Here is a 12,845-nt window from a genome sequence, read left to right as displayed (position 1 = left end):
TTGCCGAGCTTCCGCTCCGCGATGTAGGTCGCCGCGCTCGCCGCGAGCTGGTAGGGCGTAGTGTTCGCGGTGAAGAAGAGCGGCGACATGGTCTTCGCGTTCTCGGGCGTCGCGAGGATGTGCTGCGGGTAGTTCGCGTAGATGATCTTGCGTTTGGCCGAGAGCTCGTTCAGCCGCACCTCCTCCGGACCCACCATCGAGCCAGAGATGAAGTCGACCCGGTGGTTGTCGAGGAGGTCCAGGGCGTGGGTGGTGGTCTGGTCCCACTTGAACTGGTCATCGCGGAACAGTAGCTCCACCTGCCGCCCGTCGACGCCGCCCTCGCGGTTAATATCCTCGACGGCGATCTTCACCCCTTCGACCTGGTCGAACGCTTCGGTGGCGTAGGGGCCGGTTGTCGGCGTGATCATGCCCCACTTGATCGGCCTCTCCCCGCGCCCCTCCTTCAGGAATGGCGGCGCCGACCCGATCGCGATCGCACCGCCCAGGAGACCCATGCCTTTGACGAATTGCCTACGGCTCAGTCCGCTCATGGGAACGTCCTCCTTGCCACTGCGTGGCTATTGACCCTTTTTCTCCCCCGCCGGCGGAGGCCGAGAGCCGTCGCCCGGTGCTCCCTTGGTCCGTACCGGCGAACGCGGCCTCCACCGGACGTCGGAGCGAAACGCCCTTGCGGTTGGTCCCCGTAGCGGGTTTCGCCCACGACTTAGACGCCGAGGTACCGGATCCGCGTCTCCTCGTCCTCGAGCAGGTCCGCTGACGAGCCCTCCCAGCGGATCTGGCCCTTCTCGATGAGGTAGGCGCGGCTGGCAATGGAGAGGGCCATCCGGAACCGCTGCTCGACCAGCAGGATGGCGATCCCCTTCTCCTGGATCTGCACTAGGACCTCCCGGATGGTCTCCACCAGAAAGGGCATCAACCCTTCCGTGGGCTCGTCCACGAGCATGATCTTGGGCTCGGTGCCGAGCCCGCGCGCGATGGTGAGCATCTGCTGCTCGCCGCCGCTGAGCTGGCTACCCTTGTGCGCGATGCGCTCCTTCAGGGGCGGGAAGAGGGTGAAGACCCAGTCGAGGAAGTCGTCGAGGCGCTTGCCCCCGCCGACCGGCAACCGGCTGATCTTGAGATTCTCGAAGACCGTCAGGTTGGGAAAGACCTGCCGGTCCTCCGGGATGAAGCAGATGCCCTTCTGGGCCACGCGGTACGTGGGCAGCAGGGTGAGATCCTCGCCGCTCAGGACGATCCGGCCGGTGCGGGGCTTGAGGATACCCATGATGGTCTTGAGGGTGGTGGTCTTCCCAGCCCCGTTCCGCCCGAGCAGGGCGACCGTTTCGCCCTCCCCAATGGTCAGGGAGACGTCGTGGAGGACGTGACTGAGACCGTAGAAGCTATTGATCTTCTCGACCCCGAGCATCACTCCCTCAGATAGACGCGCCGCACGTTCTCGTTCGCTCGCCTCAGCGATGAGACCTCCCTTTTGAGCATCTCTTCCTTGGACATCTGTACGCTGGCCATAAATCCCACCTGTCTCCTTGCTCAGCGCCGGCGGCGTGCTCCCTGCTCGATGGCCGAGAGCACCGCCTCGGGCGTGATCGGCTGGACGGTCACCTCTGCGCCCAGGGGGCTGAGCGCGTCGTTGACGGCGTTGGCAATGGCGGCGGGCGCCCCGCTCGTTCCGGCCTCTCCGACGCCCTTTGTGCCGTTCGGGTTCGTGCTCGACGGCGTCTCCATGTGGATCACCTCGATGTCGGGAACATCGGTGGCGAGCGGCACGAGGTAGTCCATGAGAGAGCCGGTGACCAGCTGGCCGGCGGCGTCATACACAAGGTGCTCGAACAACGCCCCGCCGATCCCGTGGACCACGCCGCCGCGGACCTGGCCCTTGACGATCAGCGGATTGATGATCCGACCGCAGTCGTCCAGGGCCGCGTAGCTCAGCAGGCGGACCATCCCGGTACGCGGGTCCACCTCCACGACCGCCAGGTGAGCGCCGTTGATCCACGTCATCGCCGGCCCTTCGTAGAAGCGGGTCGCCTCGAGCCCGCGCTCGATCCCGGGCGGGAGGGCGGTGGTGCGGAAGTACGCCACCGCCGCCACCTCGCGCAGGGGCACGCTGCGATCGGTGAAGCCGCGAACTGACACCCTCCGCTTGCCAAGCTCGAGGTCCTCCGGGGCACACTCCAGCAGGTGGGCAGCGATCCGCTTGACCTTGTCGGCCACCGCCTCAGCCGCCAGCTTCCCGGCGCCCAGCGCCACCACGGCGCTCCGCGCCCCCCAGACCCCGCTGCCGTACGGCACCATGCTGGTGTCGCCGTCCAGTACCGTGATGTCCCCGAGCCTGAGACCGAGCGTATCCCCGATGACCTGGGAGGCCGTCGTCCTGAGGCCCTGCCCCTGCCCGGCCGTGCCGACCAGCGCGACCACGGTTCCGTTGGGCTCCATACGTACGGTGACGGCGTCGGCCGCCATGATGGGCGCCCCGAGCGTCGCGTAGAACTGGGCGCCCGGCGCGGTCCCCTCGATGAACGTGGCCAGGCCGATCCCGACGCAGCGGCCCCTGGCACGCTCGCTCGCCTGCCACCGCCGGAGACCCGGGTAATCCACCGCCTGGAGCAGGCGGTCCATGGCCGCGGCGTACCTGCCGTCGGCGTAAGTGTTCCCGACCGCGCTCCGATACGGCAACTCCTCCGGGCGAATGAGGTTGCGGCGACGGATCTCCACCGGATCGAGGCCGAGCTGGCGCGCGGCGATGTCCATGAGCCGCTCGGTGGCAAAGAGGGCGACGGGATGACCGACCGCGCGGTGGTGCCCGAGCGATTGCTTGTTCGTGATGACCAGCTCCGCCGTGAACGCGTAGTGCGAGAAGCGGTAGGGGCCCGGCAGGATGCGCGAGATCATGTTGGGCTCGGTCATGCTGCCCCGGGGGAACACCGAGTAGGCGCCCCCGTCGGCCAGGATCCGCGCCCGCATCGCCACGAGCGTGCCGTCCGACTTGAACCCCATCTCGAGATCGACCCGCTCGTCGCGCGCCGCCACATCACCCGGCAGGCTTTCCATGCGATCCTGAATCCACTTGACCGGCCGGCCCAGCTTCATAGACAGGAGGCACGTGGCCACCTCGTCAGGGTAGACGTGGGCCTTCGACCCGAAAGCGCCGCCGACGTGGGGCGTGATCACGCGCACCCGATGGTCTTCGAGACCGAGCAAGGACGCATACTCGCGCTGCATCAGGTGCGGCGCCTGGCTCGAGAGCCACACGGTGAGGGAGCCGGCGACCGGGTCGAAGCTGGCGAGACAGCCGCGCGGCTCCATGGCCTGTGCAGTATGGCGGCCGGTCCTGAAGCTGCGGGAGACCACTACGTCGCAGCTCGCTAACGCCCCGTCCACGTCCCCCGTCGAGTACTGGTTGCGCCACGAGAGGTTGTCACCCAGCTCTTCGTGAACGACCGGCGCCCCGGGCGTGAGCGCTTCGACAGGGTCAACGACCGGCGGGAGCGGCTCGTACTCGACCTCGACCAATTCCGCCGCGTCCTCGGCGAGAGCCCGGCTCGTGGCCGCGATGGCCACGACCGGCTCGCCCACGAAGCGCACCCTGTCGAGGGCGAGCGGGCGCTGGAGCCCCGCCTTCATGCCGGGGAAGGCCAGCACGCCGCGCCAGCCCGGGCACATCTCGGCCGCCTCCGCACCGGTCAGCACATACACCACGCCGGGGAAGTCACGGGCCCGGTCCACGTTCACCGACACGATCCTGGCGTGGCTGTGGGGGCTCCTCACGAAGGCCACCTCGAGGACATCCGCAAGTTTGACGTCGTCCACATAGGTTCCGCGTCCCAGGAGGACCACCTCGTCCTCCACCCGGGGGATGGGAGCACCGACCAAGCGCTCCCTCGCGTCGGTCTCCGCCGGAGGGCTGGGACGCTTGCCTCCGGCCGTCGCCGCCAGGACGGAAGTGACGATGTCCTGGTAGCCTGTGCACCTGCAGATGTTGCCGCCAATCGCCTCCCGCACCTCCTCGGCTGTGGGCGCGGGGTTTTCCAGGAGCAAGCGGTGGCTGACCATCAGCATCCCCGGAGTGCAGAAGCCGCACTGCAGTCCCTGGTTCTCCCAGAAGGCTTGCTGGAGGACGCTCAGCCGTCCGTCCTTCGACAGCCCCTCGATGGTCAGGACGTCGCAGCCGTCCGCCTGGACCGCGAGCATCAGGCAGGACCTCACCGAGCGCCCGTCTACCATCACGGTGCACGCGCCGCAGACGCCGTGCTCGCAGCCGACATGGGTCCCGGTCAAGCCAAGGTCGTGGCGCAGGAAGTCGGCGAGCGAGCAACGCGCCTCCACCGTGGCGGTCCGGGGAACGCCGTTCACGGTCAGCGTCACGGGGTGACGCGACGCCGCGTCCATCCTAGAGGCCTCGGAGGGGGGCTTCGCCCCCCTTCCGATACCTCCCCCCGGGATTGCGCGGGCCAAGCCCGCGCTCGGAACGCTTCGGCCAGGTGCGCGCTGAACGTTCGGGGACGCGAGCTGAATTTCTCGGCATCCTCCTAGCCCTCGCGGGGCAGCCGGTCAGCCGCCGCGGCCAGAGCGCGCTCGACCAGGACCGCAGCCAGCTTGCGGCGGTATTCGGCGGAGGCGTGAACGTCGCCCGGCGGCTCGAGGGAGGTGGCGGCCTCTCGACCGGCGGCGGCAAAGCGCTCTTTCGTGAGGCGCTCGCCCACCAGCGATTGCTCGGCTCGCTCGGCGCGGCGCGGAGTGGCGTCCATCCCGCCGAGGACGACCCGCGCGCGTGTACAGACGCCGTCGGATCCGCGCTCGAGGAGGGCAGCCACGGCTGCCAGGGCGAAGTCGCCCCGGCGTCGAGCGAACTCGACAAACCCCCACCCGGCACCCGGCGTGAGCGCAGGCATGCGCACCTCGGTCAGCACTTCGTCGGCCTCAAGCGCCGTGGTGAGGACGGACAGAAAGAACCGAGCAGCCGGGATGGTCCGCCTGCCGCGGACGCTCTCGGCGGTCAGCTCGGCGTCGAGTGCAACCGCGACGACGGGCAGCTCAGCGGCCGGGTCGGCGTGCGCCAGGCTGCCGCACACCGTTCCGCGGTTTCGGATCTCCGCATGGCCGACCCAGCGCAGCGCCTCGGCGAGGATCGGGCACCGCTCGCGCGCCGCGGGCCAGAGCTCCACGTCCCTGGCGCGGGCCACCGCCCCGATCGCCAGCTGGCCGTTCTCCATCCGCATGTAGGCGAGGCTCCGAATGTGATTGATGTCGACGAGGACGGCGGGACGGACGAGCCGCATGTTCATGAGCGGCATGAGGCTCTGACCGCCGGCGAGGATTTTCGCATCGGGGCCTCGGGCGGCGAGCAAGGCCGTCGCCTCCCCGACGTCACGCGGGCGTTCGTATCGAACAGCAGCGGGCTTCACACTGTCATCGCGAGCAGAGAGAAGCGGGTCCCTCCAGCATCTGTGGTGACCTGATTCTAGGGTTGGCGTCGCCAGGGGTCAAGATGGCAGGAGGGCTAACTTCTGAGGTGTGAGATACCTCACACCTTACTTGAACTCGACGAGTGCCTCGACAACGGCCTCGGGCTGCTCCTCGGCCGGGTAATGGCCGCAGGCGTCGACACCGTGGCCACGCACATCGACGGCTTCGCGACGCCACATCTCCAGCACGTCGAAGACCCCACCCATCCCGCCGCTCGTGCCCCAGAGGCAGAGGACGGGCTCGCGAATTCGTCGCCCCGCGCTTTCGGCGTCGAGCGCTCGGTTCTCAGCGAACATCGCCCGGTAGTAGCTGAAGCCGCCGCGGAGCGCTCCCGGCGTGGAATAGGCCTTCGTATACTCTGCGATCCCTTCCTCGATAAAGCGGACCGGGTTGTGGCACTTGGGCCAGAAGAAGGCGCGGAGGAACGCCTCGACATTGCCCTGGACCAGGATCTCGGGCAGGTCAGGCACCGCGTTGAAGAAGTAGTGCCACCCCGCGCGCGCGACGTTGGCGGACAGGTTGGTGAGCACCTGCTCGTGAGGGACGATGTCGAGAATGGCCAGCCGCGCCGCTTCGCCCGGCCAATCGAGGGCATAGCGTCGCGCGATGAGCCCGCCCCAGTCGTGGCCGACCAGGTACGGTGGCTCGAGCCGCAACGCGCGGACCAGCTCGCGGATGTCGGTGGCAACGGTCCGCATGTCGTACCCCGATGCCGGCTTGTCGGAGTGCCCCAGGCCGCGCAGATCGGGCGCGACGACGCGGAAGCGCTCCGCCAGCGCGGGCATGACCTTTCGCCACGCGTACGAGGTTTGCGGCCAGCCGTGGAGGAGCACCATCGGCGGCCCTGCCCCGGCGGCGCGGAAGTGCAGCCGGACGCCGTTGACGCGGATGACGCCATGCTCGACCGCGACCGCCATCGCCCCGCTCCCGGGCCCGGGCTCGGCTACACCGTCCGGGAGGACAGTGGACGCTGTGAGAGATACCAGTCGAGAATGCGTGCCCCATCCCAGGCGACCACGCCCTTACGGCTGAGCATCGCCTCGAAGGCGCGCCTGACATGACGGATGCGGTGCGGTACCCCCGAGAGATACGGATGACATGCCATCGCCATGACCTTGGGTCGCTCTGCGCTCTCCTCGTACAGGCACTCGAAGTGATCCAGAGCGCGGTGGTAGACCATGTCGGATGGATGATGTTGAAGAGCCATCATCACGATGTCGTGGATCTCGAAATTGTACGGGAGCGCCACGATCGGACGCGACGTCGTCCGAAGGGTCACGGGCTCGTCGTCGAGCACCCAATCACCGATGTACTCGATCCCCGCTTCAGCCAGGTAGTCCAGCGTGTCGAACGTTTGAGTCAGCCCGGGCCCGAACCACCCGCGCGGTCGTGTGCCCGAGAATTTTTCAATTGCCTCGACCGACCGGATGATGACGGCCCGCTGATCATCGAGCCGGTGCATCGGGATCTGCTCGAAGCTGTGCGCATTCAGCTCCCAGTTGCTTTTGAGGCACGCCTCCACAACCTGCGGGTAGGTCTCACATACCCTGGCGTTCAACGTCACCGTGGGGGAGATGTCCAGGTCTTCGTACGCGCGCTTGAGACGCCAGAAACCAACGCGCATCCCGTATTCGTGCCAGCTCCAGTTGGGGACGTCCGGCACAAGCGCCTGGCCCTGGGGCGGTGGGATCACCGTGCGCGCCATCGGTCGGGAGATGTCCCACTCTTCCAGCGCGAGCACAGGCCAGAGCACCATGCGAATGCCCTCGGGCAACCGTAGCGGCGGGCGGCTCAGGATCGGCGAGAAATCAAGCCGTTCTCTCGGGATCATGTGTCTCCTCCTTCGCACCGCACCAGCGGAGCAGCGACGGGCCGCAGATGGCTCCGCGTCTCCCGCTCACCGGCCTCGAGCAGCGTGCGAACGCCCGGGTGGGCGGGATCGCGCGTTATACGCGAGGAACGCTACCCAAAACCGCCAGGACCGTCAAGGCCAAAATCGTGCGATTGACCCCTGAAAAGGCGCCGTGCTAACATGCCGCGTCGATCTGCCGGTCCCTTCGAGCTCCATGAACCGCGTCCTAAGGGAGGTGCCCCATGCCATTCATCCGAGTGACCGCGTTTCCCCAGTCCAAGGAGGCTCGCGCTGAGATGGCCAACGGGATCACGGAGGTGGTGCACCGGGTCACGAAGATCCCGAAAGACTACATCTGGGTCGTCTTCGAGCCCATGCCGCAGGAGAGCTGGTCGGTGGGCGGGAGCCTCGTGTCCGAGAAGAAGTAGCGCGAGACGCTCGGCGCTCCCCTGGCCCGAATACCGCTCGCACGTGAAACCTGCGCCCTTCGCCTATCACCGTCCGACGACGCTTGACGAGGCGTTCGAACTGCTCGAGCGGTACGGCCCGGACGCGCGCATCCTCGCCGGGGGCCAGAGCCTGGTCCCGGCGCTCAACATGCGGCTCGCCACCCCGTCGGCGCTCATCGACATCAACCGCCTGCCAGGTCTCGACCGAATCCACCTCACATCCGACGGCCTCGTCGTCGGGGCGCTGGCGCGCCAGGATACGGTGGAGCATTCGCCCCTGGTCGCCCGCCACGTCCCCCTCATCGCCCAGGCCATGCCTCACATCGGCCACCTCGCGATCCGCGCGCGGGGCACCTTCGGCGGAAGCCTCGCCCTGGCCGACCCGGCGGCCGAACTGCCGGCCTGCGTCGTCGCTCTCGGGGCGACGATCCGGGTGGCCGGGCGCGGCCGCGTGCGCGAGATCCCGGCCGCGCAGTTCTTCCGCGGGATCTATACGACGGCGCTCGAGCCTGGAGAGATCCTCACCGAGGTCGTCGTGCCGCCGATCCACGCCGGCTGGCGCTCGGCCTTCGACGAGCTGGCCCGGCGCCACGGCGACTACGCTCTGGTGGGCCTGGCCGTTCACTGCCGGCTATCAGACGGCGCTGTCGCGGAAGCTCGCCTGGTCTTCACCGGCGTGGGCCTGACACCTGTCCGCGCCGCGCGCGCCGAGGCAGAGCTGGCCGGCCGGCGTCCCGAGCCTGGCGTCCTGGCCGAGGCGGGCCGGGCGCTCGAGGCCGACCTTGACCCGCCCAGCGACATCCACGCGAGCGGGGCCCTCCGCCGCCATCTCGCACGGGTGCTGCTGAGCCGCGTGCTCGGCCGGCTCCTGGAGCCCCCTCACCCTCCCCTCTCCCCCGACCGGGGGCGAGGAAAAGATGAGGGGGCCTGACATGGACAGTTTGGAAATCTCTCTGACCGTGAACGGCGTGCCCGTACGGCGCCGCGTCGAGCCGCGCCAGAGCCTCGTGGATTTCCTCCGGTATGAGCTGGAGCTGACGGGATCGCACGTGGGGTGTGAGCACGGTGCCTGCGGCGCGTGCACCGTGAGGGTGGACGGAGCCCTCGTGCGCGGCTGCCTCATGCTCGCGGTCCAGGCCGATGGCTGTCGCGTGGAGACCATCGAGGGAGTGGCGGGGAGGGGCGAGATCTTCGACCTCCAGCAGGCCTTTGCCGAGGAGAACGCGCTCCAGTGCGGGTTCTGCACGCCCGGCATGCTCCTCACCGCGCACGAGATCCTCCGCCAGAACCCCCGCGCAGACGAGATGGAGATTCGGAAAGCGCTCTCAGGCAACTACTGCCGCTGCACCGGCTATCACGCCATTGTCGAGGCTGTCAGGAAAGTGGGCGCGGCCCGCTCGGGAGCAACCCGATGAATAGAGACGCCAAGAGCGCTCCAGCGACCGTCGCCGAGGCCGAGAGCTATATCGGCACGAGCGTCGTGCGACCCCAGACGAAGCGCCTCCTAGCCGGGCGGGGCGTCTTCACCGACGACATCAAGCTCCCGCGCATGACGCATGTCGCCTTTCTCCGGAGCCCCCACGCCCATGCCCGAATCGTCTCCATCGACACCGCCCCGGCAAAAGCCGTGCCGGGCGTCGTGGCCGTGGTCACGGGAGAGGAGTTGGCGCGGGTGTGCGAGGGCTGGGTGGGCACGCTCGCCCACTTCGCCGGCATGAAGTCGGCCAAGCAGTATGCCCTCGCGATCGGCAAGGCGACCTGGCAAGGGGAGCCCGTGGTCGCGGTCGTGGCGGAGAGCCGCGCGATCGCCGAGGACGGTGTCGCCCGCGTCCTCGTCCGGTGGGAGCCGCTGCCCGTTGTCACGGACGCGGAAACAGCCCTCGACCCCGCCACGCCGGTGATCCACCCCGACCTGGGAGACAATCTGGCCTTCAAGCTGGAGCTCACCTCGGGCGACGTGGACCGGGCCTTCCGGGAGGCTGACGCGGTGTACCGCGAGACGTTCTGGATGGGACGGCACACCGGTGTGACGCTGGAGCCGCGCGTCATCCTCGCGGACTTCGATCCCCCCGAGCAGTGCCTGACCGTGTACCACTCCTTCCAGGCGCCCAACATGATGCAGGACATCCTGGCCCGGCACCTGCGCCTTCCCGAGCACAACGTCCGGGTGGTCTGCAAGGACGTGGGCGGAAGCTTTGGCATCAAGGTGCACATCTACCCTGACGAGATGGCCACCTGCGCGCTCGCTGTCATGCTGGGCCGGCCAGTCAAGTTCCTCGCCGACCGGGTCGAGTCCTTCCTGAGCGACATCCACGCCCGTGACCACCGGGTGACCGCGGAGATCGGGGTCAAGCGTGACGGGACCATTCTGGGCATGCGCCTCGATGACCTCACGGGCATCGGCCCCTACTCGGTCTACCCGCGCACCAGCGCTGTGGAGGGAAACCAGACCGTCAGGCTGACGCCGAGCGTGTACAGGTTCCGGGACTACGCGGCGAGCCTGAAGGTCGTCTTACAGAACAAGACCCCGATGTGCCAGTACCGCGCGGTCGGCCATCCCATCGCCTTCGCGGTCATGGAGGCCATGGTGGACCGCGTGGCGCGAGAGATCGGGCTGGACCCGGTGGAGGTGAGGCGGAAGAACTTCGTCACGCGCGACATGTACCCCTACACCTCGCCCACCGGCTACTTCTTCGAGCGCCTCTCCCACGAGGAAGCCCTGGAGAAGCTGCTCGAGATCTCCGACTATCGCGCGCTCTGCGCCGAGCGAGACAGGCTCCGGAGCCGCGGCATCTATCGCGGCCTCGGCCTCTGCGCCTTCGTCGAGCTGACCACCCCTGGCCCGGCCTTTTACGGCGTGGGAGGCGCCCGGATCTCGTCCCAGGACGGCTGCACGATCAAGCTGGAGCCCTCGGGCAAGCTGGTCTGCATGACCGGGGTCACCGAGCAGGGCCAGGGCACCGACACCATGCTCGCCCAGGTGGTGGCCTCGGCGGTGGGCGTCCCGCTGGAGGACGTCCGCGTGCTCACCGGCGATACGTTGGTGTCTCCTTACGGTGGCGGGACCTGGGCCTCCCGGGGTGCCGGGATCGGAGGGGAAGCGGCACTCCTGGCGGGCAAAGCGCTGAAGGAGAATATCCTGAAGGTGGCGGCGGCCGTCCTGGCGTGCGAGCCCCTCGACCTGGATCTGCGGCGGGGGAAGATCGTCGACGCGGCCACGGGCGAGGTGCGCCTGGACCTCGCTGAGCTGGGCCGGATCGCCTACTTCCGCCCCGACACGCTCCCCAAGGACTTCCAGTCAGAGCTGGCAGTCACGCGCCACTACGTGCCCCGCCACCAGGGCTTCGCCTTCACGAACGGAATCCAGCTCTCTCACGTCGAGGTGGACGTGGACACGGGCTTCGTCCGGCTTCTCGGGCACTGGGCGGTGGAGGACTGCGGCCGCATCATCAACCCCCGCCTCGTGGACGAGCAGATGCGCGGCGCCATCGCGCAGGGGATCGGCGCGGCGCTCTTCGAGCACTGCGTCTACGATGCGGAGGGCCAGCTCCTGAACGCCACGCTGATGGACTACCTCGTCCCCATGGCCGCCGAGATGCCCCCGATCGGGGTCGGCCATATCGAGACGCCCACCGCTTTCTCGGAAGGGGGCTTCAAGGGGGCGGGCGAGGCCGGCGTCGCGGGCGCCCCCGGCGCGGTGCTCAACGCCGTGAACGACGCCCTGGCGCCGTTCAAGGCGCGCGTCACGCGCCAACCGATCACCCCCGAAATTGTCCTGAAGGCCCTGGGCCGACTCGAGGAGCGCTGAGAAAGGCCCTTCATCCTTATCCTTCCTAATCCTTCCGTCGGCGCGGTCGAGGCCCTTCTCGAAGCGGAGCTGCCGGCTCCGTCACCACCTGTCACCGGTGTCACCGTTTTTTCTGAGTAGGGGGGGCATGCCGTACAGTCTGGCCCTCCCACGAGCCCTCCGCGAGGACGAGCATCCGCCCGATGAGTCACGCGCAGACTCTCCCAAGGCATCTCCTCAACGTTTTCAGCAGGATCGAGACCGCCCGTCGGCAGCTCCCCCCGCCGGCGCTCTCGAGCCTGCCCCGAGTGCGGACCAGCCGTCTCCTTCCGCAGGCCCCCCTATGTCCCAAACACTGGTGACACCGGTGACGAGTGGTGACGCCTCCCCGTCGGCGGCGGGTTCAGGGTCGCTCATGGGAGCCGGGCTCGCGGAGCGGCCCCCAGGGTCTCCGGCAAGGGGGCCCTGTTACCGGTTGTTACCGCTGTTACCGGTTTCCCAGGGATGGGGGGTCCACCGGCGTCGACGTCGGCTCCGGCAACAGCGGAGCATTCCGCGTGACCGGCATGGTGTCCTGGACTGGTTGGCGCGGACGCAAGCTGGGTGTCCCGATGTACGGGAAAAGGCCGAGCGAACTGGTCAGGACCGAGCGATGGCGCGGGCTCAGGGCTCGCTCCGTCCGTCAGCTCCCCCCCGGGGGATACGATGCTGGCCGGGAGCTTCGCCGCGTAGGCCATGGCCCCCTACTCCGAAAAACCGGTAACTCTGGTAACGAGCGGTAACACGGGGATCTCCTCCACGAGGAGCGTCTCGACCGCGCGCCTCGGAAGCCGGACCACCCGCCGGAGGCGCCCGCCCCCGCGCGCGACCGCGGTATACCGCCCGGGGTCGCACTCCGAGAGCCCCTCCCCCGCCAGCTCCCGCTTGAGCCGGTCCTGTCTCAGCGGGAAAGGTTCCCCCCTGGCCGACACGCTCCCCAGTCCGAGCTGGCGGTCACGCGCCACTGCGTGCCGCGCCACCAGGGCTTCGCCTTTACCAACGGCATCCAGCTCTCCTACGTCGAGGTGGACGTGGACACGGGCTTCGTCCGCCTCCTCGGGCGCTGGGCGGTGGAGGACTGCGGCCGCATCATCAACAACCCCCGCCTCCCACTGGCGGCGGAGGGTGGTGGCCCTGGGCTCGCCCACGTCGTCGATCAGCCTGAGGATCTCCTGGTAGACCCGACCCACCTCTTCACGGTCGGCCCCCGGACCCCTGGGCGGTCAGCTCGAACCAGCGCCGGACGGCC

11 protein-coding genes are annotated in these 12,845 nt (G+C 68.5%); 5 read left to right on the top strand and 6 right to left on the bottom strand.

Going from position 1 to position 12,845, the window contains the following annotated elements:
* The 6 genes from HY726_10175 to HY726_10150 form a co-directional block, all read right to left on the bottom strand.
* Positions 1–533, bottom strand: a 533-nt coding sequence (locus HY726_10175; GenBank protein MBI4609367.1) for an ABC transporter substrate-binding protein, incomplete at its 3' end; no start/stop codon positions are given.
* Between the two features lie 173 nt (positions 534–706).
* Positions 707–1,411 carry an ABC transporter ATP-binding protein gene (locus HY726_10170; GenBank protein ID MBI4609366.1) on the bottom strand — a complete coding sequence of 235 codons (705 nt, stop codon included), beginning with the start codon at positions 1,409–1,411 and terminating at the stop codon, positions 707–709.
* Positions 1,412–1,533: 122 nt separating this feature from the next.
* Positions 1,534–4,392, bottom strand: a complete 2,859-nt coding sequence (locus tag HY726_10165; GenBank protein ID MBI4609365.1) for a molybdopterin-dependent oxidoreductase — start codon at positions 4,390–4,392, stop codon at positions 1,534–1,536.
* Between the two features lie 140 nt (positions 4,393–4,532).
* A complete protein-coding gene (locus HY726_10160) occupies positions 4,533–5,408 on the bottom strand; it encodes a xanthine dehydrogenase family protein subunit M (protein ID MBI4609364.1) in 876 nt (291 codons plus the stop codon).
* 126 nt (positions 5,409–5,534) lie between these two features.
* On the bottom strand, positions 5,535–6,386 hold the full coding sequence (locus HY726_10155) for an alpha/beta hydrolase (protein MBI4609363.1): 852 nt from the start codon (positions 6,384–6,386) through the stop codon (positions 5,535–5,537).
* A gap of 26 nt (positions 6,387–6,412) precedes the next feature.
* Positions 6,413–7,300 carry a polysaccharide deacetylase family protein gene (locus HY726_10150; protein MBI4609362.1) on the bottom strand — a complete coding sequence of 296 codons (888 nt, stop codon included), beginning with the start codon at positions 7,298–7,300 and terminating at the stop codon, positions 6,413–6,415.
* A gap of 263 nt (positions 7,301–7,563) precedes the next feature.
* Here HY726_10150 and HY726_10145 point away from each other — a divergent pair, with 263 nt between their 5' ends.
* The 5 genes from HY726_10145 to HY726_10125 form a co-directional block, all read left to right on the top strand.
* A complete protein-coding gene (locus HY726_10145) occupies positions 7,564–7,749 on the top strand; it encodes a tautomerase family protein (GenBank protein ID MBI4609361.1) in 186 nt (61 codons plus the stop codon).
* A 43-nt stretch (positions 7,750–7,792) separates the two neighbouring features.
* The gene (locus HY726_10140) at positions 7,793–8,701 is read left to right on the top strand and encodes a xanthine dehydrogenase family protein subunit M (GenBank protein ID MBI4609360.1); all 909 of its coding nucleotides are present in this window, start codon (positions 7,793–7,795) and stop codon (positions 8,699–8,701) included.
* Positions 8,688–9,185: a (2Fe-2S)-binding protein gene (locus HY726_10135; protein ID MBI4609359.1), complete on the top strand. Its 498-nt coding sequence runs from the start codon at positions 8,688–8,690 to the stop codon at positions 9,183–9,185. The genes HY726_10140 and HY726_10135 overlap by 14 nt, the downstream gene beginning before the upstream one ends.
* Positions 9,182–11,578, top strand: coding sequence for a xanthine dehydrogenase family protein (locus HY726_10130; GenBank protein MBI4609358.1), 2,397 nt, complete (start codon positions 9,182–9,184; stop codon positions 11,576–11,578). Before HY726_10135 ends, HY726_10130 begins: the two co-directional genes overlap by 4 nt.
* Before the next feature lie 854 nt (positions 11,579–12,432).
* A partial coding sequence (locus tag HY726_10125; GenBank protein ID MBI4609357.1) for a molybdopterin-dependent oxidoreductase occupies positions 12,433–12,845 on the top strand: 413 nt, incomplete at its 3' end.

The sequence above is a fragment of the Candidatus Rokuibacteriota bacterium genome (assembly GCA_016209385.1).
Taxonomy (GTDB): Bacteria; Methylomirabilota; Methylomirabilia; order Rokubacteriales; family CSP1-6; genus JACQWB01.
The sequence above is the reverse complement of the archived record's forward strand: the minus strand, read 5'-3'. Positions and strand labels throughout refer to the sequence as shown.

Excerpts from the sequence above, each read along its gene's own strand:
- HY726_10165 (MBI4609365.1), bottom strand. The coding sequence starts at position 4,392 with ATGGACGCGGCGTCGCGTCACCCCGTGACGCTGACCGTGAACGGCGTT.
- HY726_10170 (MBI4609366.1), bottom strand. The coding sequence starts at position 1,411 with ATGCTCGGGGTCGAGAAGATCAATAGCTTCTACGGTCTCAGTCACGTC.
- HY726_10135 (MBI4609359.1), top strand. The coding sequence starts at position 8,688 with ATGAGGGGGCCTGACATGGACAGTTTGGAAATCTCTCTGACCGTGAAC.
- HY726_10130 (MBI4609358.1), top strand. The coding sequence starts at position 9,182 with ATGAATAGAGACGCCAAGAGCGCTCCAGCGACCGTCGCCGAGGCCGAG.
- HY726_10150 (MBI4609362.1), bottom strand. The coding sequence starts at position 7,300 with ATGATCCCGAGAGAACGGCTTGATTTCTCGCCGATCCTGAGCCGCCCG.
- HY726_10155 (MBI4609363.1), bottom strand. The coding sequence starts at position 6,386 with ATGGCGGTCGCGGTCGAGCATGGCGTCATCCGCGTCAACGGCGTCCGG.
- HY726_10145 (MBI4609361.1), top strand. The coding sequence starts at position 7,564 with ATGCCATTCATCCGAGTGACCGCGTTTCCCCAGTCCAAGGAGGCTCGC.